The sequence below is a fragment of the Nocardiopsis sediminis genome, assembly GCF_042650565.1.
GTDB lineage: Bacteria > Actinomycetota > Actinomycetes > Streptosporangiales > Streptosporangiaceae > Nocardiopsis_B > Nocardiopsis_B sediminis.
This window is the reverse complement of sequence record NZ_JBHSBH010000004.1, coordinates 705,246-727,787: the sequence shown is the minus strand read 5'-3', so window position 1 is coordinate 727,787 and position 22,542 is coordinate 705,246. Positions and strand designations below refer to the sequence as shown.

Below are 22,542 nucleotides of genomic sequence, written 5' to 3'. Positions count from 1 at the left end.
CGCCGTCGTCCTGGCGGCCGCCACGGCGTTCGTGCCCGCCTCCACCGGGTGGGCCGCCGCCCCCGCCCCCGCCGCTCCGGCCCCGCTCGAACCCGAGGAGAGCCTCGACACCCTCCTGGAGCAGTCCGAGGGGCTGAGCGACGAGTACCAGCGCGAGCTGTTCGACATGGAGGGCGTGATCGAGGACGCCCAGAACGCCGCCGACCGGGCCGACAGCACCCGCGAGGAGGTCGACGACGCCGAGGACCAGGTGCGCCGGCTGGCGATCGCCTCCTACACCGACGGCGGGGTCGACCCCTCCCTCACCCTGTTCGTCGAGGACGACCCGCAGGACGTCATCGACCAGGCGCAGCTGGTCGAGCACCTGTCGAGCACCAACCAGGACAAGGTCGACCAGCTCGAACAGGCCATCTCCCGCGACGAGAAGGCCCAGGAGAACGCCGACGAGAAGGTCGAGGTCGTCAGGGAGGACCTGGAGGAGCTCGAATCCCGGCGCGCGGACGTCCAGGCCCTGATCGCCGACTTCCCGGCCCAGGAGATGGGCGGGGAGTACAACATCACCCCGCGCACCGAGCAGATGCGCGAGCTCGTCATCGAGCAGTTCGGCGAGGACCGGGAGAACGGCGGGGTCGGCTGCTACCGCCCCGACGGCGGGTTCGTCGTCGGCGAGCACCCCAAGGGCCGGGCCTGCGACTTCATGGTCAACGGCAACGGGCAGATGCCCACCGCCGAACAGCAGGAGCGCGGCGACGCGATCGCCGAATGGGCCATCGAGAACGGTGAGCGGCTGGGGATCTACTACATCATCTGGCGCCAGCGCATCTACAACATCGACGGCGACGGCTGGAGCGAGATGTCCGACCGCGGCAGCATCACCGAGAACCACTACGACCACGTGCACATCTCGATGCTCTGACCTCGGGGCCCGGCCCGGCTCCATCCCATCTCGATAGCGCAACGATCGGCCCTGTACCCGGTGCGCGTGGCTCTGCGTGCGCGCGGCCGCCTGTGGCCACTCGTCCGGCGGTCGCGCGACCGGGTCCCTGGTGGCAGTGGCGGGGCCGGAACATTCACACCACGAAATGGTGACGATCCCCGCCGTTTCTCCCCGAACAGGCGGCAGGGGGGACACACTCGGAAGTTAAGATTCAATCCCCGACCCCCGGTCCCTGGGGTTGCGGCGTCGCGCCATCGGCGACGTGGCCTACACGGGGGCGCAGCGCAGGCCATGGCCGTCCGCCCGCGGCATCACCGCGGTCGCCCCGGCATCCCGGGCCCGCTGCGCGAGGCCATGCGGATAACGGTCCGCAGCAAGGGGCCATTCAGTTGGAACCAGAAACGCGCCACTGCGCGTCTCACGATCGATACGCACACAGCTGGCGCCAGGGGAGTCATGAGCGACAACGGACCGTACACGCAGCCACCGCAGTATCCGGATGGCGACAATTCCGGAGGGCAGCCGCCGTACGGGGGCGCCGGCCAGTACCAGAGTGGCCCCTACCAGGCGCCTTACGGCGGTGACCCCAACACCGGCGGCCAGCCGGGCTACCCGCCGGGGTACGGGCCCGGCCAGCAGCCGGGGCCCGGCGCCCCGCAGTTCCAGCAGCCGCAGGACCAGCAGATGTTCTCCGGTGGCGGCCAGCCGCCCTACGGCCCCGGGCCGGGCGTCCCGCCCGGCGGAGGCTACCCCCCGCCCAAGAAGAGCAGCGCGGGCCTGTGGATCCTGATCGGCGGCGCCGCCGTCATCGTGGTCCTGGTGATCGCGGTGGTGGTCGTCCTGGTGCGGTCCCCGGGCGACACCCCTGCGCCTCAGGCCGAGCAGTCGGCGCCCGCCGAGGAGGCCCCCGCCGAGGAGCAGCCGGCCCAGGAAGAGGAGGCCCCGGCCGAAGGCCAGAGCGGCCCGCCCTACGCGCTTCCGGACGACGCCTGCGTCACGATCTCCGAGGCCAAGCTCGAGGAGTACGGCCTCACCGACGGCAGCAAGAGCCTCACCGACAACGCCTCCAGCTGCAACTGGTACGTCGAGGGCGAGGGCGACGCCTACGGCTCGGTGACCCTGGAGTACGCCACCCCCTACGGCGGCGCCGACTCCGTCGAGGGCGCGCAGGACGACTTCCAGTACAACCTCGACTACGCCACCGACGAGAGCGGTGACTACACCGAGCGCGAGGTGCACGAGGACGTCGAGGTCGCCCTCGGCGACGAGGCCCACCTGGTGTTCGCGACCGAGGTCATCCTCAACACCAACGACTCCGTCTCCACGATGATCATCCGCAAGGAGAACATCAACGTCGAGATCCGCTACTCGCTGGCCCCCGGCCTGAGCGCGGACGAGGACACCCCCGCCCCGCTGGAGTTCTCCGACGTCGAAGGCATGATGAACGACCTCGGCGCCGAGGCGCTGACCCCGCTCGGGGGCTGACACCCCGGACAGGCGACAAGGGGGGTGCGGGCACAGCCCGCGCCCCCCTTCGGCTTCTCCCGGGCGCCCCCCGCGGGCCGGCGGAGGCGTCCGGCGCATCGCGATTCAGAGGGCATTGCCCGGTTGATTACGCTCGCAGGCATCCGCCCCTTCCTGCGGTTATTCGAGGTGCCCGGCGGACCGAGACGAAACCGAGACCGGATCCGCCGAACCCGGACCCCCCTTAGGACCGACAGACCGAGCAAACGGTCCCTTGCCTCACAAAGATGTGAAAGACGCCCCTTCGTGACGAATACCCCTGAATACCCCCCTGCATCGCCCCCCTCGACCCCACCCACCGGCGCCAATGGCACCGGCTCCCCCCGGCGGCCGCGCGCGGCGCTGATCTCCGCGGGCGGCGGCGTGGCCGCCGTCCTGGCACTGGCCGCCGCCTGCTCGATCACCGACGCGGCGTCGAGCTCCGACACCGGCCACGACGGCACCCCTGCGGAAGGCCCCGCCGACGAGCTGACCACGGTCGATCCGGACACCATCCCCGGCCTCGAGGAGGAGTCCACGACCGAGGACGACGGCGTGCCCGTGGCGTACTCCTACCCGGTCATCCCCAACGCCGACCCGCTGGCCGAGCGGCTGTCGGAGATCGCCGAGCGCGAGGCGGACGCATTCGTCGGCGCCGTCCCCGACGCCGCGGACTTCTCCATCGACTGGCAGATCAGCGCCGCGGGCGACGGTGTGATCGCGGTGCGGCTCACCCAGGCCGAGACCGACTCCGAAGGCGAGCGCGCCGGCTACGCCACCTACTGGTACGACACCTCCGACGGCCACACCGGCGCCTCCACCGAGCTGCTGGCGGGCAACGCGGAGCTGGCGGAGCTCGACACCCTGGTGCGCACCGCCCTGGAGGACTCCGGCGACGTCGACACCTCCGCGATCCGGCCGGTCGCCCGGCTCTACGACTCCATGGGCTTCAACCCCGACGGCGACCTCGTCGTGGAGTTCGACGAGGGGCAGGTCGCCCCGGCGGACTCCGGGCGCATCCGGGCCGTCGTGCCCGAGGACGACGCCGCCCCGCTGCTGTCGGCGTACGGTGAGCGCGCCCAGGAGGCCGCCGTCGTCGTCACCCCCGACTTCGAGGTCTCGGCCCCGCCCACCGACGGCGAGGACCACCCCCCGGCTCCGGGAACGTCCCCCGGCGCCGGTGAGGAGGACGTGGACTGCGCCGCGGCCGACTCCAAGTGCGTGGCGCTCACCTTCGACGACGGGCCCGGCGCCCGTACCGGCGAGGTCCTCGACGCCCTGGCCGAGCACGACGCCAAGGCGACCTTCTTCGTCACCGGCGGCCCGATCCGTGAGCACCCCGAATTCGTCCGGCGGACGTTCGCCGAAGGCCACCAGCTCGGCAACCACACCGTGGACCACCCCGACCTCGCCACCCTGGGCGCCGGCGGGATCCGCACCCAGCTGAACCCCGTCAACGACCTGGTGTACCGCGAGACCGGCCTCACCATGGACCTGATGCGCCCGCCCTACGGCTCCACCGGCCCCACGGTCGAGGAGGTCACCCGCGACCTGGGCCAGGCGCAGATCCTGTGGAGCGTCGACACCCGGGACTGGAAGGACCGCGACTCCGAGAAGGTCGCCGACCGGGCGGTCTCCGGCGCCGAGCCGGGCGCGATCATCCTGATGCACGACATCCACGATTCGACCGTCGACGCCGTGCCCGAGATCGTGCAGCGGCTCGACGAGCAGGGCTACACCATGGTCACCGTGTCGCAGCTCCTCGGCGAGACCGAGCCCGGGAACGTCTACCGCGACGGCGCTCCCGACCCCGAGGACGGCGGCGAGGACGCGAACTGACGAGGGGTGTGGCACAGATGACCCCGCCCTGGTGCAGGTCCACCCCTGGTACGCGCGTAATGTGGGTCGCCGTGGGTACGACGCCTCGGTTCCGATCCCCTGACCCCGCTGCCGCGGGTCCCGGTGGGCGCGCCCGGCGCGCCTTGGTGCCGGGCCGCGCGACGGTACCCGGAACGAGGCGCCCCAACCCTCCGGCGGTGTCCTGAAGTGGCCCGTCTGTCAGGGAATTTCACGGGAACCCGTCGTCCCAACGGGCACGTTCCCCTGGGTAATACCCGCCCAGTACTGCATGACCCAGGAAGTCGGAGGGGAAGGGCCGATGGCCGTCGCGTTCGCCCGTGACTACGCATGGTTGCGGGAGACTCAGCCGGATTTCGCCGAAGCGTACTGTCTGTCCTATGTCCGGGGCCTCAGCAAGGCCGAGGCCCTGGGGCGCCTCGGCGTCGACGAGCGCCGCCTCCGCTGCCTGCCGATCGCCGAGGCCGTCGAGGCCGGGCTGTGCTGCGAGGGCCGGCCGCCGCTCACGGTGCACGCCATGTCGGTGAACGGCTGGGCCGTCATCGTCGAGCCCACGGGCTGCCGCGCGACCCGGCCGGAGTCCTACCGCGCGCTGTCCGCCGAGACCGAGCTGGTGTCGGTCCGCGTGCTGATGGAGCACCGCTACGAGTTCCGCTGGGTGGTCGACGGCGTCCTCCAGACGTTCTTCGACGCCCGCACCCCCGGCCTGCGCCGGGGCACCCGGCCCGATGCGCTCGACGACCAGATGCGCTCTGTGGGGCTGTCCGAGGACGCCCCCGCGCCCGACCCGGGCGCCGCCGCACTGGCCCTGGCCGAGCGGGTGACGGGCGCGCGGATCCGCTCCTCGCACCTGGCGGGGCCGCTGCTGGGCGCCGAGCTCGACGCCCCTGTGTCCCTCGCCGCGGGCGGAGCACATACCCGGCTCTGACGTGTGATCAGGGCCGGCCGCTCGCGACCGGCCCCGCTCGCGACCGCGCGCCGCGGTCAGCCCGCCGTGCGGCCCGTGTGCGCGCCTGAGACGGCCGTGTCGGTGCCCACGGCGTCGGCGATGGAGCGGTATCCGGCGGCGCGGACGAGGCGCGCCAGTCCGGCGTTGATGCGCCGCGGCCACAGCGGGCCGCCGTAGATCAGCCCCGTGTAGCCCTGCACCAGGGTGGCGCCCGCGCGGATGCGGTCCCAGGCGTCCTCAGGGGTCTCGATGCCGCCGACCGCGACGAGCACGAGCCGGTCGCCGACCCGGGCGCGCAGCCGCCGCAGGACACCGAGCGCGCGCTCCTTGAGCGGCGCCCCCGACAGCCCCCCGGTGCCGGCGTTCTCGACCTCTGCGGCGCCGCTGGCCAGGCCGTCGCGGGAGATGGTGGTGTTGGTGGCGATGATGCCGTCGAGACCCAGGTCGAGGGCGAGGTCGGCCACGGCGTCGATGTCGGGGTCGGCGAGGTCGGGCGCGATCTTGACCAGCAGCGCCACGCCCTCGTGCCCGGCGTCGTCGAGGGCGGCGCGCACGGCGGACAGCAGCGGGCGCAGCCGCTCGACGGCCTGGAGGTCGCGCAGCCCGGGGGTGTTGGGCGAGCTGACGTTGACCACCATGTAGTCGGCGAACTCCGCGAGCCGCCGGGCGCTGGCGGCGTAGTCGGCGACGGCGCCGTCCTCGGGCACGGCCTTGGTCTTGCCGATGTTGACGCCGACGAGCGGGCGGGGGCGCCCCACGCCGGCGCGGGCGTCCCACCGGGCGCGGCGGCGGTGCAGGCGTTCGGCGACGGCGATCGAGCCGTCGTTGTTGAACCCCATGCGGTTGACGATGGCCCGGTCGGCGGGCAGCCGGAACAGGCGCGGGCGCGGGTTGCCCGGCTGGGGGTGCGCGGTGACGGTGCCGATCTCGATGAAGCCGAAGCCCAGCGCGCTGAGGGGGTCGGGGCCCTCGGCGTTCTTGTCGAACCCCGCCGCGAGCCCGAGGGGCCCGGGGAACTCGCGGCCGAACGCGGTGACCGACAGAACGGGGTCGCGGGGCCCCAGGACACGGGCAACGGCCCCGGAGGCGCCTGGCACCGCGCCGAGCCGGCGCAGGGCGCCGAAGCTCAGCCGGTGGATGGACTCGGCGTCGGTGTGCCGCAGGACGGCGTGGAACAGCAACCGGTAGAGCACGGTGACCTCATCAACCTTCTGTGCCGCGCTCGCGGTCGGCGAGGTAGCGTTCGAGTTCCTCGCCGAGTTCCTCGGCCGTGGGCAGGGCGGATTCGTCGCCGGTGAACAGCGATGCAGCGGTGTCGGCGCCGGAGTCCCCGCGCGCCGACATGAAATCGTCGTACTGCCGTTCCAGGTTACCGACGACCCTCTGCACTTCCTCGGACGCGGCGACCTGCTGTTCGATCTCGGTGTCGGTCTCCTGTGCCGAGACGCGCAGCGCCTCGGCGGGCAGCGCCAGGCCGGTGGCCCCGCCGAGGTGGTCGAGGGCCGCGATGGCGGCGCGGGGGTACTCCGACTGGGACAGGTAGCTGGGCACGTGCACGGCGTAGCCGACGACGTCGTGCCCGGCCTGGCCGAGCCGGTACTCCAGCAGTGAGGCCGCGCTGGCGGGGACGTTGACCCGGCCGACCCAGGCGGTGTGGTCCGATACCAGCTCCGGGCGGGTGCCGTGGGCGGTGACGGTGGCGGGGCGGGTATGCGGCACCGCCATGGGGATGCCGTGGACGCCGATGGTCAGGGAGACCGAGAACCGCTCGATGAGGTGGCGGACGGCCTCGGCGAAGCCCTCCCATTCGCGGTCGGGCTCCAGCCCGTGCAGGAGGAGGAACGGGGTGTCCTCGGAGTCGCGCATCTGGTAGAGGCCGAGCTTCGGGGGCTCGTAGTCGGTGTAGGCGTTCTCGACGAAGGTCATCACGGGCCGGCGGGAGCGGTAGTCGAGCAGCCGGTCGATGTCGAAGGCCGCCACCTCCTCGGCGGTGAACTCCGAGAACAGGGCGTCGGCGGTCTGGCGGCCGACCGACCCGGCGTCCACGAACCCGTCGAGTACGACCAGCATGACCGTCGCGGTGACGTCGATGCCGGGGCGGAGCTCATAGAGGTCTGCGGGATCACGCACCTGGAACTGTCTCCATTCGCACACGGGGTGGATCGGACGCCGGAGCGCGCCTGCGGAAAGGGGGGCGCGGCACGGTGCCGGATTCGTGGTCCAGGATACCGACCTGGGGCGATGCGCCCGTCCAGTGCCGCCTCATCCGGTTCCGAGGACGCGCAGGGTCCGCAGGCGGTTCAGCGCGGCGGCGACCTCGTAGCGCCGGGGCAGTGCGTAGTCGCCGGTGTAGCCGCGGCCCAGGGCGGGCGCGCCGCCGTCGGCCAGCCGGCGGTCGAGCAGGTCCAGGGCCTCGCTCAGCGGGCGGTCGTCGAGGAGGCCGTCCTCGGCGAGCAGCCGCATGGCCAGCCCCACCCCGATGATCTGGCCAGGGTCGACGAGCTGGGCCAGGGCGCGGACGTCGATGTCGGTCTCGCCGAAGGTGAGGACGTCCATGTCGCGGCGCTTGAGCCGGGCGCGCCCGCGCGCGGTGGGGTCGACCGAGGCGGGGTCGACGATGCGCTGGGCGGGCGGGGCGAACGCGGCGTCGCGGCGCTCGGCGGCGAGCTCGCGCGCGCGGGCGGTGACGTCGTAGGGGCGGTAGCCGTCGAGCATGACGACGTGGTCGGCGACGTCGAAGTAGTCGCCGCTGCCGCCCATGACCAGGACGGTGGAGACCCCGTGGCGGCGGTGGAGCGGGCGGACGAGGTCGACGAACGGGGTGAGGGGTTCGCGGTCGCCGTGCACCAGCTCCTGCATGCGGGAGTCGCGGATCATCAGGTTGGTGGCGGTGGTGTCCTCGTCGACCAGGAGGGTGCGCGCCCCGGCTTCGAGGGCCTCGGCGATGTTGGCCGCCTGCGACGTGGAGCCGGAGGCGTTCTCGGTGGAGAAGTCGGCGGTGTCGGCGCCGGTGGGCAGATTGCGGACGAACGCGCTGACGTCGGTGCGCTGGACCCGGCGGCCCTCCTCGGCGCGGATCTTCACGGAGTCGGGGCGGGTGGCGACGAGTTCGCGGCCGTCGCCGGGGATGTGGTCGTAGACACCGCGTTCGAGGGCGTGCAGCAGGGTGGACTTGCCGTGGAAGCCGCCGCCCACGATGAGCGTGATGCCCTCGGGGATGCCCAGGCCGGTGACCCGGCCGGCGTGCGGGAGGTCGACGGCGACCCGCAGGGAGTCGGGCGCCCGGAACGCGACGGCGGCGCCGTCCATGGGCAGGTCGCTGACGCCGCTGCGGCGGGGCAGAACGGCTCCGTCGGCGACGAAGGCGACCAGGCCCAGCCCGGCCAGGCGGTCGCGCAAGGCCACGGTGTCCTCGACGGTGTCGGCGAAGGCCTCGGCGGTGCCGGGGTCGAGTTCACTCCAGCGCACCGCCTCGACCATCGCGGGCAGGCGGTCGCACAGCTCGCGTTCGGCGGTGCGGGCGTCGATGCGCCGTCCCCGCCCGGGGAGCTCGATGCCCAGGCGCAGGACGACCGCTCCGCTGTCGTCGATGCGGCCCGCGGAGCGCTCGATGACCTCCTGCCCGCCCGCGTCGATGCGCAGCCGGGCGCCCTTGAGGCTGCGGTGGGCCAGGCGGACGAGGTGGTCGGCGGTGGCCCTGCGGCGCGCGGCCGGGTGCAGCGCGTGCACGGGCAGGCCGGCAACGGGGCCGGGGATGCGGACCGCGATCCGCGAGGGCGGCGCGAAGGGGTCGGACTGGACGCGTTCGATGGCCAGGGTGAAGTGGCCGAAGTCCCAGTCACCGGCGAGCGACTTGTAGCGCCCGTAGGAGGCGCCCTCCATGCGCCGCAGCTCCTCGGTGAGCCGGGCGAGGTCGCGGGTCCCGCGGATGGCCGGGGCCGAGCGGTCGCCGCGGCCGGCCCCCGCCGGGCGGCCGCGGCCGTCGGGACGGCCCCCGTAACGGCGTTCCTGGCCGCCGATGCCTCCGGGCATGACGAGACGCTCCCTTTCGATGGCTGGTGGTCCACGTGGCCCGATACCTCGGCCACCCTGGGATCGGATGGTATGCGTCCGCGCCGGACCGCGGGTCCGTCCGTCCACAAGGTGGCGTATCACACTCCGTGTCCGGCGCCCGGGAACCGGGGGCGGTGCGCCCGCCGGGAGAACGGGTGGCGGGCGTGTTGAGGGCGAATGCTACCTCTCTCGAAGATGTATTTCCGCGGTAACGGTGAAATGGCCGATACCGGCTGGGCGGCTTTCCGACTCACCGGCGGGCGCTATACGTTTCGACATGGACACGGACGCGCTGTTCCCTTCTCCGGCCGCCAGCACCATTTGGGGCAAAACCGGATTACACAGCACAACGTACGCAGCGACCGACTGGCATCCCCTGCTCGCGCACATGCTCGACACCATGCACGTCGCCGATCGCCTCTGGGAGCACTACTTAGCGCCGTCTCTGCGCGAACGCTTCTCCGCCGGGCTCACCGGCACCGGCACCCCCTCCGGCGACCGCGCCGGGCGCGCGGCCTTCCGGTGGCTCGCGGCACTGCACGACATCGGCAAGGCCACCCCGGGGTTCCAGTCCCTCAGCGCACACCACTTTCCGCCCGTGCTGCGGCTGCTCCCCCTTTCCGTGCACCACGAGCCGTTCCGCCACGAGCTGTCGTCGGCACAACTGGTGCGGATGTTCCTGGAAGAGGAATCGTGGGCGCCCGCGGCGATCGACTGGGTGGCCGATGTCGTCGGCGGCCACCACGGGACCTTTCCGCCACCCGGCCTCGCCCGCTCGCCCCGCACCCGGGCCCGGCTCGGCGGCGGCAACTGGCGCGAGGTGCAGCGCGAGCTCTTCGCCACGGCCACGCGGTGCTCCGGGGTGGACCTCGCGTCGCTCGCGGTGAACGCGCCGGGCATCGGCGGGCAGATGGCGATCGCGGGCGCCCTGGCCCTGGCCGACTGGCTGGCCGGCGACGACGAGCTGTTCGGCCACTCCAACGGCTGGCCCTCGGACTACCCCGCCGACTCCGCGCGCATCGCCGCGCGGTTCCGGCCCGCCGCGGAGCTGGGCACGGTGTGGCGCCCACGCCCGCCCGCCGGAGCCCGGGAGCTGTACGCCTCGCGGTTCGGCTTCGGGTCGCCCAGCGCCACCCAGCTCCTGGCGTTCGACCTCGCCAAACGAGCCACCGGGCCGGGCCTCATGGTCGTCGAGGCCCCCGCTTCCGAAGGCAAGACCACGGCGGCCCTGGCCGCCGCCGAGGTCCTCGCCGCACGGCTGGGCTGCAACGGGCTGTTCTACGCGTTACCCGGCCGGGCCACGGTCGAGCAGGCGGCCGCCCGCCTGGCCGGCTGGCTGGACGCCCAGGATCCGCGCCCCACCGTCGGCCTGGCCGACGGCCGGGCCCGGCGCGGCGCGCGCTGGGACACCCCGCTGTCGGGCATCGGCGAATCGGCGGCCGACACCGAGGCCGCGGCCGCCTGGCTGCGCGGCGCCGACCGCGCGCTCCTGGCCCCCGTGGTGGTCGGCACCCTCGACCGGCTGCTGCGCGCGGGGGTCTCGGCCGCGCACGTCATGATCCGCCACACCGTCCTGGCCGGCAAGGTCGTGGTCGTCGACGGGGTACCCGCCTACGACACCGCCGCCACCGCCCTCCTGCACCGGGTCCTGCACTGGCTGGGCCGGCACGGCACGCCGGTGGTCGTGCTCGCGGCCGCCCTGAGCGACGGGCAGCGCGCCGGGCTGCTCAGCGCCTACTCCGGCGCCCGCCGGGCCGTCGCCGACGGCACCGGGTACCCGCGGATCACCTGGGTCCCTGCGCCCGGCGCCGGTGCGGGCGAGGAGGCCGGCGCCCCGCCCGGCGACACCGGCCACGCGGACCGGCTGCCGCCGCTGCGGTCGCACCCGGCACGGCCCGCACGCGGCAGCGGGCCGGCCGTCGAGCTCGCGCCCGAGGCCGGCGACGACGCCCAGCACGTCGCCGACCTGGTATCGGGTCTGGTGGCCGCCGGGAGCGACCCGGCCGACCCCACCGCCGCCGCCACCGGGCGGGGCTGCGTCCTGGTGCTGCGCGCCACCGTCGAGCGCGCCCAGGCCGCGTACGGCGCGCTCAGCGCCCGGTTCCCCGGCGAGTGCACACTCGTCCACGAGGCGTTCACGGCCGCCGACCGCGCCCGGCTCGACGCCGGCCTGGCGCGGCGCTTCGGCCCTCCGGAGCGCTCGCCCGGCACCCGCGCGGCACGGGAGAACCCGCACCGGCCGCAGCGGCACATCGTGGTGGCCACGCCGTCCACTGTGCAGCCGCTCGACATCGACGTCGACGTGCTCGTCACCGACCTCGCGCCGATCGACGTGCTCCTCCGGTGCGCCGGGCTCTGCCACCGCCACGACCGTCCGGGTCCCCGGCCCGCCGGGCTCGAACGGCCGCGGGTGATCATCACCGGGTTCAGCGGCGGAACAGCCGCCGAACCGCCCCGGTTCCCCGGCGGTCACCCCTACCCGGACCACCTGCTCCTGCGGACGCTTGCCCGGCTGCTCCCGGGCGACGGGGCCGGGCCGGTCGACGTCGCGGTGCCCGCCGGCGTCCCGGGCCTCCTCGCCTCGGTCTACGGCGACGACCCTCTCGGCCCCGAGGCATGGCACGGCGCCATGGCGGCCGCCGCATCGGCCGCCGATCAGGAGCGCGCTCGGCTGTCGGCGCTCGCCGGATCCGTGCTCATCGCGCGCCCCGACGACGGGGAGCAGGGGGTGGTCCGCCTCGGCCACGTCCAGCGCAACGGCGGCGGGCACGGAGGCGGCGCCGGCGAGGGGAGCGTCGGCGGGCCGGCCGTGCACCCCGGCGCCCCGGGCATCGAGGTCCTGCTGCTGCGCCGCACCGGCGCGTCCACCGCCGAGACCGTCTCGCTCCCGGCCGAGGGCGGGCGGCCCCTCACCGTCCCGCTCGCCGGCATGCCCGACGACGAGCAGAAGGAGGCGGTCCTCGGCCAGGCCGTCCGGCTGCCCGCCGACCGGGTCGACGCCGCGGCCCTGGCGTCCCCTGACGGCTGGCGCAGGGCGCCGTGGTGCTCGGGGCTGCCGGTGCTCTTCCTCGACCCCAAGTCCGACGACGCCCACCTGCGGGGGCGCACCTACCGGTACTCCCCCTACACCGGCTGGCAGGAGACCGCCTGACGGCGGCCGCGACCGGTAGCGCCCTCGGCGGTGCGAGGTGCTCGGGGCCGTCCCCGCCCGCGTGGCCTGCGCCGTGCGGGCGGGGACGGCCCCTGCGGCTACGGGTTCTCGGCGAGGATCTCCTCGACCAGGCCCGGGCCGGGGTAGTCCGCCATGACCACGCCCGTGCGCTCCAGGTCGGTGTCGCGGAGGTGGGAGAGGCCGTAGTCGTTGACGCCCCGGAACCCGAGTGCGCCCGCCGCGACGTCGCGGGGGAACGCGCCGAGGCCGGTTCCGCTGAAGTGGTTGACGTGCAGGACGTCGGCGGGGCCGTCCTGGGTCGCGTCGAAGTGGTCGCGGGCCTTCTCCCACTTGCCCTCGATGTCGAAGAGGGTGGGCACCTCGTAGTCGTCCTGGATGGCCATGCCCTCCCCCGCCCACGTGGGGCCGTAGACGGTGCCCGCGCCGTCGAAGTTCTGGAGGATGACGATCCGGCCGCGCACCTCGCCCAGGTCGGGGATGCGGGTGGCGTACTCGCCGCTCGGCGGCGTCCAGATGTGATCGCGCGCCAGCCCGGCGGTGTCGGGGTTCTCGGTGAGGTACCAGTCGAGCGTCTCCTCGTAGGTGCGCGTGTTCTGCTCGGCGGTGTGCTCGGGCTTGATGCGCATGAGGACGGTCTCGGTGGGGTGGGCGCGCAGGAAGTCGGTGGTCTGCCGGAGCACGTCGGTGAAGTTCGCGTTCAGGTAGACCGAGCCGTGGTGGATCGTGAACGCGTCCTGGAAGTGCCGCGTCCGGATGTCGAGCGCGCGCACGCCCGCGTCGAGCTGCTCGGGGAGGGGGCTCTCCTGGGTTTCGGCGAGCGCGGTGACGTCGCGCGCCATGGTGTCGTGGGTGCCGGGGATCGAGAGCGCGGCGAGGCTGGTGTCGTCGCTGATCCCGGCCATCCAGTCGGGGTTGCTGATGGCTCCGAGGTCGAAGCTGTGGCGGTCGTCGGCCAGCGCCGGCGCAGCGGGCGCCAGCGCGACGAGGACTCCGGCCATGAGCCCCGCGAACGCGGTGCGCACGGGGCGCACGCGTGCGCGCGGGGGGCGGCCGGAGGGCGGGGAGGGTCGGCTCTTCGGGGCGGGTACCGGGGGGTGGCTCGTCAAGAACACGCTGCCGCACCTAACGCTGAGTTGTAGGGGGATCTCACTCCGCACAGCAGTATGCGCAAACCGGGCATCGTTCGCACCGGCCGGGCCGCCCCGCTCATGTGCCGGATGTGGCCGCAGGGAACGGTGGACGCACCGGCTCCGGCGTGTTAGGGCGCACGCCGGTGGGACGGAAAGGACGAACTGCGCCCACCCATGACGGGTGCGGCCCGGTGGTGACGGTGGTTCCGCGGGAACCCGCTGACGGCACCGCAATCACACCGGGGCCGGGCCGCGGAAGCCGTGCGCGAGCGGGCGGTCACGGCCCGCCGCAGGCCCCTCGGGCGCGCCGCGGGCTGGTGGAAAGACCGCCTGTGGCCGGGCCGGGCCTGGCAAGCTGGTGCGGCGAGAGACGAGGAAGGGAGAGCGCTCATGGAGTGGCCGCCCAAGGACATGGAACGCAAGATCCTGACGGGCCTGGCCGAGGCGAGGATCATCGAGTACCACAGCAGCGAGGAGACCGAGGCCGGGCGCGTGCACCACATCACCACGGTCACCGGTTACGAGATCCCGTTGAAGGACACGGAGGTCGCCCCGTTCGCGCTCGGCGCGTGCGCCGGAGACTACAACCGCAGCCTCGACTACGATGCGACCCCCTGCGACCTGGTCGACGGCCTGATCGCCGAACGGTGGGCGAGACAGGCCCGGAACTGACCCGGCCGGCCTGACCGCGGTTCCCCCTCGACCGCGCGGCGCACGGCCCCACCTCACATCAGCGGCACGGCACGGCCCGCAGCGCGCACGCCGACCCCTCTCGACGCCCGCGGCTCCTCAGGCCGGCCCCGCCGGGAATGCGGGCCGCCCCCGGACCCCGGGCTCCCGCACCCCGCCCCATCCCCCACTCCGATCCCCCTCTTCGCGGCCGCGCGGCGGCCCCGCCGCCGCCACCCCTGCACCCGGCGCCGGTACCCGACGCACGCGCGCGGCCGTCACAGTGCCCCTTGCCGCGGAACGGCCGCCGCCACCACCCCCTCGGCGGCGTCCAGGGCCTCCAGCGCTTCCAGGGCGGCGGAGACCGCCTCCTCGGTCGGCTGCACCAGCGGCAGGCGCACCGCCGGCGAGGGGATGCGGCCCTTTGCGTGCAGCACGGCCTTGAGGATGGTGGGGCTGGGCTCGCGGAACAGGCTCCGGGAGACGGTCGCCAGGCGGTGGCCCAGGCCGCGCGCGCCCGCCGCGTCGCCCTTGTGCCAGGCATCGGCGAGGTCGGCGAAGCCGGTGGTGTGCAGGTGCGCCGAGGCGAGGATGCCGCCTGCGGCGCCCATGGCCAGCAGCGGCGAGATGTAGAGGTCGTCTCCCCCCAGCACCGCGAAGTCCTCGGTGGGGCGGCCGAGCAGCTCGACGGTGTCCTTGTCGATGCCGCCGACCGCGTGCTTGACGCCGATGATCCGGTCCATGGCGGCGAGCCGGAGCATGGACGCCGTGCCGACGTGCTGTCCCGTGCGGTAGGGGATGTTGTACACGATCAGCGGCACGGGGCTGTGCGCGGCCACCTGCTCGAAGTGGGCGAGCACCCCGGCCTCGCCCGGGCGGACGTACTGCGGCACGGGGACCAGGGCGGCGGTGACCTCGGGCCGCTTGCGGAGGGCCCACACCTCGGCCACGGTCTTGCGGGTATCGGCGCCGCCGGCACCGACGATCAGCACTCTGCCCCGTTCGGCGCAGACCCGCTCGCACACGTCCAGCACAGCGGTCTTCTCGTCGGGTTCGAGCATGCCGGATTCGGCGGTCGTGCCCAGCGCCACGATGCCCGCGGCGCGGTCGTCGAGCACACGGTGCGCGAGCGATTCCAGCGCATCGAGCGCGACCCCGCCATCGGCGTCGAACGGTGTGATCAATGGGACGTGGATACCGTGCAGTGACGTGTGATCATTCATGCTTCGAGGCTGCACCAGAGGCCGGGGCAGGTCCAGCTCATCGCGGCGATGTCCGGGCACGTTTTCGCAGGTCACGGGCTCACCGCGCTCGTCCTCAGCGTCACATCCGCACACGCCGACGAGGCCCGGCCCATGGAGTGGGGGTACTACGGCCCATATGGGTCCGCAGGCGAGTGCGAGGGCGTATTCGGGCCCCGGGGCTGAGCAGCGGGAGCCCGGTCGCTTCGGGGGCGGTGCGGATGAGGGGGGACGAGCGGGGGCGGTTCGGAGGACGAGGGGGCGAGCGGGTGCGGTGCCGCGCGCCCCGCGTTCCCGTCAGGGCGAGCAGTCGAAGTGGATGGTGCCGGCGTCGATGATCTTGGCGCCGGCGGCGCTGAGGTCGTCCTCGGTGCGGCCCTCGATCGCGGCGGCGTCGCCGCCGGTGCGGTCGCGGGCGGCGTGGGCGCCGGAGGCGACGACGACGTCGAGGCCGCGGCGCAGCGCCCCGTGCCCGGTCGGGGCGATCCGGTCCTCGCTGCGCAGGCCCGCCACCACCACGCGGTGGACGCCGAGCTCCTGGAGGATCGCGGCGAGCCGGGTTCCGGAGAAGGCGTCGGGTTCACAGGTGCGGACCACCGGCTCCCACGGGAGCACGCGGAAGGCCGGTTCCCAGCGGTGGGGGTGCGGCGCATCGGGTTGACCGGCCGGGTCGTCGTCGTGGACATGCACGGTCGGCGCCCCCGCGGCGCGCGCGTGGTCCAGGAGCGATCTCAGGGCGGGGGCGACGGAGTCGGCTCCGGGGATGGGAGACTCCCCGTCGAGCAGGTTGCGTTGCACATTGATGAGCAGCAGCGCGGTCGTCATGGCGCGATCGTCGCAGAACCCGCCCGTCCCGGCGAGAGTCGGCCGGGTCCGGCCACGGCCCCGCGCCGGGGGCCGCGATCGCGTGCCGCGCGGGCGCCCGCGGGGCGCAGGCCCGGTAGCTGCGCAGTGGTGCGGAGGACCATCCGTCTGCGAGACTGGGCGCCCCCGGATCCGGGGAATCCACCCTCGGAACCCAGGCAATGGCGCATCGATTCCGCACCGCTCTAGAGAAGTCGGCAGGGGACCGGGGTCTCAGCCCCCGGGGACCCGAACGGTATTCGGCCGCCACAAAACCCCAGTTCACACAGTGTCCGCCCCGCACCCGCGGGGATGATCCGCCGCCCGGCGACCTGTTCGGCCCGCGCGGGTAGTCCGCCCCGCACCCGCGGGGATGATCCGGTCAACGCCGCCGCACTTCAGCCCGGGGGCGGGTCCGCCCCGCAAGTGCGGGGATACGTTCACGGTTCGGTCTGATAGTTCTGGGGTGTCACGCCTCGCGGCGGGCCATTACGTGGGCCAGCTCCACCCGGGAGCGGATGCCCAGCTTGGTGAAGATGTTGCGTAGGTGATGGTCGACGGTGCGGGGGCTGAGGTAGAGGCGGGCTGCTGCCTCCCGGTTGGTGGCGCCCTCTGCCACGAGATTGGCGATCTGGAGCTGCTGAGGGCTCAGCGCCTCGTGGGCGGTGTTGCCGTCGGATCGGGCGGGCTCTCCAGTCGCGCGCAGTTCGGCGCGGGCCTGCCGGGCCCATGGCCCGGCGCCGACTCGCTCGAAGGTCTCCAGGGCGGCGTGCAGGTGGTCGCGGGATTCACGGGGCCGGCGGGCACGGCGCAAGGCGTTGCCGAGGAGTAGCTCGGTGCGGGCCCGTTCCACGTCCCAGTAGCCGCGCCGGTGCAGGCCCATGGCCGCGCCGAAGTGCACCACCGCGGCCTCGACTCCCTCGCCGGTCCTGCCGTCTGCCGTCCCTTTGCCGCCGTCATTCCCGCGGTCCGCCGTCCCTTGGCCGCGACCGTTCCCGCGGTCTCCCGGCCTCGCACCGCCGCTGTTCCCTCGGCTTCCAGTTCCCTCACTGCCGCGCTTCCCACGGTCTCGAGTCCTCGCGCTGGCGCCGTTTTCGTGCTCTCCGGGCGTCTCCGTGCCTCGCTCGTCGTCCGCGGCGCCGACGGCGTCCGCCGCGCCCGCCTCGGGCCGCGCGTCCGCGCCTCTGCCCTCCCCTCTCTCCCCGTCGGCCGGGTCGCCGGGGGTCGCCTCGGCCAAGAGGCCGAGGCAGCGTGCTGCCACCGCGCGGGTGCCCTCGCTGCCTGTTGCTTCGGCCCAGGCCTGGAAGGAGCGCAGTGACGCCCGGGCGCGTGACGGGTCGCCGGTGCGGACGGCGGCCTCGATGAAGTCCGGGGTGCTGAGGAGGCGCACGGCGATGTGGCCGCGGCCCGGGCCGGCCGAGGCCAGGGTGCGCAGGCGGATCGCGGCCTCGGCGTTCCGGCCTCCCGCGAGGTCCAGGCGGGCCAGCGCCCACGTCGCCAGGGCCGCAGGAAGCCCGAGGTCGTGGGCCCCGGCGAGGTCGAGCGCCGCCGCCGCGTGCGCGCGGCACCCTTCGGTATCGCCGGTCATCGCCGCGACCATCGCCAGCACGGCGCGGTGGTGGCCCGCGCAGTTGTGCTGCCCGGTCTCCTCGGCCAGCCGCAGCCCCTCCCCCGCGGCCTCCCGCACCTGGGCCAGCCGCCCCATCCACAGTTCGGCGTAGCACTGGTACTCCAGCGCCTGCGGGACGACGGAGAGCGCGCCCACGCGCCGGGCCGCCGCAACGGCGCGCGCGGTCAGCGTGTGGGCGCGCACGGGGTCGCCCAAGAGCAGACCGCTGACACCGCCCCACACGAGTGCGGCGGGCTCGCCGAGCCGCTCGGCGGCGGCGATGGCGCGCCGCAGAGGGGCGATCGCCTCGTGGTGGTGCCCGCGGAGCATGGCCGACTTCCCTGCCACGAAGTCGAACATGATGTCCGTTTCGGCGTCGGCGGCGCCGCCGGTGTCGCCGGGCCGCCGCAGCGCCGCCAGGCGTTCGGCGGTCGCGAAGTAGCGGCGGTGGTCCCCCGCCAGGCAGCTGGCCTCGCCCGCCTGAAGCAGGGCGCGCACGGCCAGGTCGCGGCGGCGCGGAAGCAGACGTTCGGCGGCCGCGCTCAGCGCCTCGTGGGCGTCGACGGCGATACCGGCGCGCAGTTCGATGTCGCCGCGCAGCAGTTCGGCATGGCCCCGCAGCAGTTCGGCGTGGCTCCGCAGCGCCTCGGGCCCGCCGGCCCGGCCCTGCGGGCCGTCGTGGGCCGCGTCTGCGCCGTCTGCTCCATCGGCTGCGCCGGCTCCCCCAGCCCCACCGGCCGCGCCGGTCTGGACCTGCGGGCCGCCGCCGGCCACCTCTGCACCGTCTGCCGCCACGGCCACCTCCGCCCCGACAGTTGCCCCGGCTGCCTCGGCCGCGTCGGCTGCATCAGCGACATCGTCGTCCGGGCTGAGCGCGCGTACACGGTCGAGGAGGACGCGGGCGCGGCGGGGGCCGCCCGACAGCCAGGCGTCGCGGGCCGCCTCGGTGAGTCGGGCGGCGCGCGCCGCGGGGGCGGGGCTGAGCTCGCCGGCGCGTTCGAGGAAGCGGGAGGAGACCGCGTAGCCGCTGCGGCCGCGCTCGCGCACCGCCACCTGCTCCAGCTCGGCGGCGCTGTCCTCGTCGGGGTGCAGGGCGGTGGCGGCGCGGTGCCAGGCGGCGCGGACGGGGCGGCCGTGGGCGTCGAAGACCTCGGCGAGCAGGACGTGGGCCGCGCGGCGGCCGGCGAGGCCGGCGCCGTCGTATGCGGCGGAACGGACGAGGGGGTGGCGGAAGACCACCGCGTCGTCGCGCACGTGGACGAGCCCGGCGTCCTCGGCGGGCTCCAGCGCCCCGATGTCGATCCCGGTGCGCTGCGCGGCCAGCACCAGGAACGCGGGCTCGATCTCCGTGTCCTCCTCTGCCGCCGCCATGAGCAGCAGGAGCCGGCGGGTCTCGCCGGGCAGCCGGGCGATGGCGTCGGCGTGGGTGCGCCACAGCCGGCCGCGGGGCCGGAGGGGCCGGGGCAGCGGCGCCTGCCCGGCGAGCTGTGCGGGGGTGAGGGACGCGGCGAGTTCGACGGCGGCCTGCGGGTTGCCGCCGGCCACTCCTGCCAGGCGGCGCAGGACGGGCTCGCTCACCGTGGGTGCGGCGGTGGACTCGGCGAGCAGGGCGCGGATGTCGTCGTCGCCGAGGCGGTCCAGGCGCAGCAGTGGCACGCCGACCACCGGGAGGTCGTCGCCGTCGCGGCCGTCGCGCGCGGTGAAGACGAGCGCGGCGGGCTCGGTGTCGATGCGGCGGGCGGCGAAGGCCAGGGCGTCCAGGGAGGGGGCGTCGAGGTGGTGGGCGTCGTCGACGCAGACGAGCAGCGGCGTCTCCCGGGCGGCCTCGGCGAGCAACCCGAGAACGGCGACCGAGAGGAGGTAGACCCCGTGGGCCCCGGCGGTCCCGGAGTCCAGGGCGCCGGTGAGGGCGTCGCGCTGCGGGGCGGGCAGTGCGGGGAGCAGGCCGCCGAGGGGGCGCAGCAGCCGGTGGAGCCCGGCGAAGGGCAGGTCGGTCTCGGTGGGGACGCCGCGGATGGCCAGGGTGCGGAGGTCGTCGCCCGCCGTTGCGCGGAGGTGGTCCAGGAGCGCGGTCCGGCCGATGCCGGGCTCCCCCATGACCAGCAGCGCGCCGCCGTGTCCGTCGCGTGCGGCGTCGAGGAGGGCTTCGGCGGCGCCGCGCTCGTGGGCGCGGCCGCGGAAGCGCACGGGGGATGTGAGCGGGGACACATCAGGCACATGGGTAAGTTACCCGTCCGTAAAGTAGCCGTAAACCCGACTGGCGATTTCGCCGATGCGGTGCGGCGGCCGACCGGCTGAGACTGCTCCCGAATCCCCCCGTTCGAGGAGCTGACATGCGTCGCATCGCCTCCCTGCTGTGCGGCCTGGCCGCCGCCGCGACCGCGCTGTCCCTGACGCCCGCGGCGGCGGCCCAGGTGGCGGCTGCCACCCCCGATCCGGTCGTGTTCGTGCACGGTTTCGCCGGGAAGGGCTCGCAGTGGTCCGCCATGCGGGACGACTTCCAGGCCAACGGCTACCCCGCCGACCGGCTGCACGTGTTCACCTACAACTCCGCGCAGTCCAACGTCACCACCGCGGACGACCTCGCGGCCTTCGTCGCGGAGGTCCGGTCCACCACCGGGGCCGCGAAGGTCGACATCGTCACCCACTCCATGGGCGGGCTGCCGTCCCGCTGGTACGTCAAGTTCCTCGGCGGCACCGACACCGTGGACGACTGGGTCTCCATCGGCGGCCCCAACAACGGCACCCGGGTCGCGGGCCTGTGCTCGATCGCGCTGCCGTCCTGCCAGGAGATGGAGCAGGGCTCCTCTTTCCTGTCGGAGCTCAACGCCGGCGACCCCACCCCGGGCGGCGTCGCCTACACGACCTTCCGGTCGCCCTGCGACATCGTCATCCAGCCGGTGAGCAGCACGGTCCTCGACGGCGCCACCAACAACCAGACGGGCTGCCTGGAGCACATCTCGATGATGTCCAACGGCGGTGTGATCGACGGCGTCCGCGACGCGATCGCCTGACCCCGCGCGGCCGGGGCGCCACCGCCCCGGCCGGCCGCGGCGGCCGTCGCCGACGCGCCGCCCGCATAGGCCGGGCCGCCCCTTATCCCCCGGGGGGGCGGCCCTTTCCGCGTTCCCGTGGCGTGCCGCATCGGCGGCCCATGTCCTGCTTGGGACGTTCGGCAGGTTTGAGGCACGCTTCCCTTGCCCTAGCGTCAATACTCATAGATCGTCGATGGACGTCCAACGCCGTCCGGTCGCAGAGGGAGAGTGCATTTCGGTGCCATCGGCCATCAACGACTCGGAAGTGGTGCGGGGCCTCCAGGAGAGGGCCGCCCGCGCTCTTCCGGCCGCGCAGGTCGAGGACGTCGGCGGATGGTGGCTGCGCCACGCCCCCGGCTGCTCGTGGTGGGTGGGGGCGGTGCTGCCGCACGGCGACGCCGGACCGGGCGAACTGACGCGCCGCGTCGCCCGGGCCGAGGAGTTCTACGCCGGCCGCGGCGCGAAGGCGCGGTTCCAGATCACTCCGCCGGCGTGCCCCGAAGGACTCGACACGGTCCTGGCCGATCGCGGCTACCTCCGGGAGAATACGGTGTCGTTGCAGGTGGCATCTGCCCCACACGTTGCGGGACAGGCGGCCGCGGGCGCGACACGGGTCCGGCTCGACGACCGCCCGGTGCGCACGTGGTTCGAGACCGCGCACGCCCTGCACGGCGGCGACCCCTGTGCCGCCTGGCACATGCTCGACCGGGTGGAGCGGCTGTGCGTGTACGCCAGCGCGCTCGTCGATGGCGAGGTCGTCGCGGTCGGCCGTGCCGTCGCCGACTCGGGCTGGGTAGGCGTGTTCGGCATGGCCACGGCCCCCGGCGCCCGCGGCAAGGGCGCGGGCCGCGACGTCCTCGCCGCACTGGCGGACTGGGCCGGCACGCAGGACGCCGACCGGATGTATCTCCAGGTGGAACGCGACAACTGCCCGGCCGTCCGCCTCTACGAGCGCACGGGCTTCGGCGAGATCTGCACCTACCACTACCGCACCGCCCGCTGACGCCGCTACTCCGAAAGGCCGCGACCGAGAGCGGCGACCGACGACCACCCCACCGTCCCACCTCCGCGAGCGCACCGGCTTCGGCGAACCCTGCGGCCGCCACCGCCGCACCGCCCGCTGAGCCCGTCCCCCTGAACGCCCGCCCACGGGGCGCGCCGGCCGGGCGCGGTGTGCCCGCGCCCACCGTGAGGGCGCCGGCTCCCCGCGGCTGCGCGTCCTGCGCGTCTCCCTCCAGCCCGGCCGGATTCCGGTCGCATTGCGATCCGGGGAATCGGACTACCGAATCTCGGTGCACCCACATGCGCCGCACCCGGTGCACCGTCTCCGCTGTGACCGCGCACATCGCCGGTCCGCGGCGGGCCGCCGCCCGAATAGTCCGCCTTTGCCGGGGACGTCCGGCCCCGGGGTGCCGTACCCTGCGAGACGACCGGCGGCCCCGTCCCCGCCCCCCGGTCGGCCCCGCCCCCCACCCTTCCAGGCTCACCGTTGTCGGTCCTTCCCCAGAACACCGGCGGCTCCGCCCTGTCGGCGGACGCCGCGG

Annotated in this window: 14 protein-coding genes; 7 read left to right on the top strand and 7 right to left on the bottom strand. The window is 74.3% G+C overall.

Going from position 1 to position 22,542, the window contains the following annotated elements; all coding sequences use genetic code 11:
- Nucleotides 1–1,393: 1,393 nt before the first annotated feature.
- From ACFOVU_RS07325 to ACFOVU_RS07315, 3 genes are all read left to right on the top strand, one after another.
- Nucleotides 1,394–2,422, top strand: a complete 1,029-nt coding sequence (locus ACFOVU_RS07325) for a DUF3558 domain-containing protein (protein ID WP_378531071.1) — start codon at nucleotides 1,394–1,396, stop codon at nucleotides 2,420–2,422.
- 285 nt (nucleotides 2,423–2,707) lie between these two features.
- Nucleotides 2,708–4,279 carry a polysaccharide deacetylase family protein gene (locus ACFOVU_RS07320; RefSeq protein WP_378531069.1) on the top strand — a complete coding sequence of 524 codons (1,572 nt, stop codon included), beginning with the start codon at nucleotides 2,708–2,710 and terminating at the stop codon, nucleotides 4,277–4,279.
- A gap of 319 nt (nucleotides 4,280–4,598) precedes the next feature.
- On the top strand, nucleotides 4,599–5,225 hold the full coding sequence (locus ACFOVU_RS07315) for a DUF6461 domain-containing protein (RefSeq protein WP_378531067.1): 627 nt from the start codon (nucleotides 4,599–4,601) through the stop codon (nucleotides 5,223–5,225).
- A gap of 56 nt (nucleotides 5,226–5,281) precedes the next feature.
- Here ACFOVU_RS07315 and ACFOVU_RS07310 read toward each other — a convergent pair whose 3' ends face one another.
- The 3 genes from ACFOVU_RS07310 to ACFOVU_RS07300 all read right to left on the bottom strand — a co-directional run bounded on the left by ACFOVU_RS07310 (nucleotide 5,282) and on the right by ACFOVU_RS07300 (nucleotide 9,278).
- A complete protein-coding gene (locus ACFOVU_RS07310; RefSeq protein WP_378531065.1) occupies nucleotides 5,282–6,439 on the bottom strand; it encodes a quinone-dependent dihydroorotate dehydrogenase in 1,158 nt (385 codons plus the stop codon).
- A gap of 10 nt (nucleotides 6,440–6,449) precedes the next feature.
- Nucleotides 6,450–7,376 carry a proteasome assembly chaperone family protein gene (locus ACFOVU_RS07305; protein WP_378531063.1) on the bottom strand — a complete coding sequence of 309 codons (927 nt, stop codon included), beginning with the start codon at nucleotides 7,374–7,376 and terminating at the stop codon, nucleotides 6,450–6,452.
- A gap of 132 nt (nucleotides 7,377–7,508) precedes the next feature.
- Nucleotides 7,509–9,278: an ABC-ATPase domain-containing protein gene (locus tag ACFOVU_RS07300; RefSeq protein ID WP_378531061.1), complete on the bottom strand. Its 1,770-nt coding sequence runs from the start codon at nucleotides 9,276–9,278 to the stop codon at nucleotides 7,509–7,511.
- On the opposite strand from ACFOVU_RS07300, the gene ACFOVU_RS07295 reads away from it, so the two are divergent.
- On the top strand, nucleotides 9,265–12,450 hold the full coding sequence (locus tag ACFOVU_RS07295) for a CRISPR-associated endonuclease Cas3'' (protein ID WP_378531059.1): 3,186 nt from the start codon (nucleotides 9,265–9,267) through the stop codon (nucleotides 12,448–12,450). The two genes, ACFOVU_RS07300 and ACFOVU_RS07295, sit on opposite strands and share 14 nt — an antisense overlap.
- Nucleotides 12,451–12,548: 98 nt before the next feature.
- Here ACFOVU_RS07295 and ACFOVU_RS07290 read toward each other — a convergent pair whose 3' ends face one another.
- The gene (locus ACFOVU_RS07290) at nucleotides 12,549–13,493 is read right to left on the bottom strand and encodes a phosphatidylinositol-specific phospholipase C (RefSeq protein WP_378531057.1); all 945 of its coding nucleotides are present in this window, start codon (nucleotides 13,491–13,493) and stop codon (nucleotides 12,549–12,551) included.
- Between the two features lie 498 nt (nucleotides 13,494–13,991).
- Between ACFOVU_RS07290 and ACFOVU_RS07285 the strand changes: the two genes are divergently transcribed.
- The gene (locus ACFOVU_RS07285; RefSeq protein WP_378531055.1) at nucleotides 13,992–14,273 is read left to right on the top strand and encodes a hypothetical protein; all 282 of its coding nucleotides are present in this window, start codon (nucleotides 13,992–13,994) and stop codon (nucleotides 14,271–14,273) included.
- A gap of 275 nt (nucleotides 14,274–14,548) precedes the next feature.
- On the opposite strand, the gene ACFOVU_RS07280 is transcribed toward ACFOVU_RS07285, so the two are convergent.
- The 3 genes from ACFOVU_RS07280 to ACFOVU_RS07270 form a co-directional block, all read right to left on the bottom strand.
- Nucleotides 14,549–15,493, bottom strand: coding sequence for a dihydrodipicolinate synthase family protein (locus ACFOVU_RS07280; protein WP_378531054.1), 945 nt, complete (start codon nucleotides 15,491–15,493; stop codon nucleotides 14,549–14,551).
- A 315-nt stretch (nucleotides 15,494–15,808) separates the two neighbouring features.
- Entirely contained in the window at nucleotides 15,809–16,336 is a 528-nt protein-coding gene (locus tag ACFOVU_RS07275) for an isochorismatase family protein (RefSeq protein WP_378531052.1), read from the bottom strand.
- 487 nt (nucleotides 16,337–16,823) lie between these two features.
- On the bottom strand, nucleotides 16,824–20,180 hold the full coding sequence (locus tag ACFOVU_RS07270) for an AAA family ATPase (protein ID WP_378531050.1): 3,357 nt from the start codon (nucleotides 20,178–20,180) through the stop codon (nucleotides 16,824–16,826).
- Between the two features lie 116 nt (nucleotides 20,181–20,296).
- Between ACFOVU_RS07270 and ACFOVU_RS07265 the strand changes: the two genes are divergently transcribed.
- Together ACFOVU_RS07265 and ACFOVU_RS07260 are read left to right on the top strand one after the other, a co-directional pair.
- A complete protein-coding gene (locus tag ACFOVU_RS07265) occupies nucleotides 20,297–20,977 on the top strand; it encodes an esterase/lipase family protein (protein ID WP_378531048.1) in 681 nt (226 codons plus the stop codon).
- 259 nt (nucleotides 20,978–21,236) lie between these two features.
- Nucleotides 21,237–22,001 carry a GNAT family N-acetyltransferase gene (locus tag ACFOVU_RS07260; protein ID WP_378531046.1) on the top strand — a complete coding sequence of 255 codons (765 nt, stop codon included), beginning with the start codon at nucleotides 21,237–21,239 and terminating at the stop codon, nucleotides 21,999–22,001.
- Nucleotides 22,002–22,542: the final 541 nt, after the last annotated feature.

What these genes read in the sequence shown, in the direction of transcription:
- ACFOVU_RS07295 (WP_378531059.1), top strand. Translation starts at nt 9,265, where the DNA reads ATGCCTCCGGGCATGACGAGACGCTCCCTTTCGATGGCTGGTGGTCCA.
- ACFOVU_RS07280 (WP_378531054.1), bottom strand. Translation starts at nt 15,493, where the DNA reads ATGAATGATCACACGTCACTGCACGGTATCCACGTCCCATTGATCACA.
- ACFOVU_RS07300 (WP_378531061.1), bottom strand. Translation starts at nt 9,278, where the DNA reads ATGCCCGGAGGCATCGGCGGCCAGGAACGCCGTTACGGGGGCCGTCCC.
- ACFOVU_RS07275 (WP_378531052.1), bottom strand. Translation starts at nt 16,336, where the DNA reads ATGACGACCGCGCTGCTGCTCATCAATGTGCAACGCAACCTGCTCGAC.
- ACFOVU_RS07325 (WP_378531071.1), top strand. Translation starts at nt 1,394, where the DNA reads ATGAGCGACAACGGACCGTACACGCAGCCACCGCAGTATCCGGATGGC.
- ACFOVU_RS07285 (WP_378531055.1), top strand. Translation starts at nt 13,992, where the DNA reads ATGGAGTGGCCGCCCAAGGACATGGAACGCAAGATCCTGACGGGCCTG.
- ACFOVU_RS07265 (WP_378531048.1), top strand. Translation starts at nt 20,297, where the DNA reads ATGCGTCGCATCGCCTCCCTGCTGTGCGGCCTGGCCGCCGCCGCGACC.
- ACFOVU_RS07315 (WP_378531067.1), top strand. Translation starts at nt 4,599, where the DNA reads ATGGCCGTCGCGTTCGCCCGTGACTACGCATGGTTGCGGGAGACTCAG.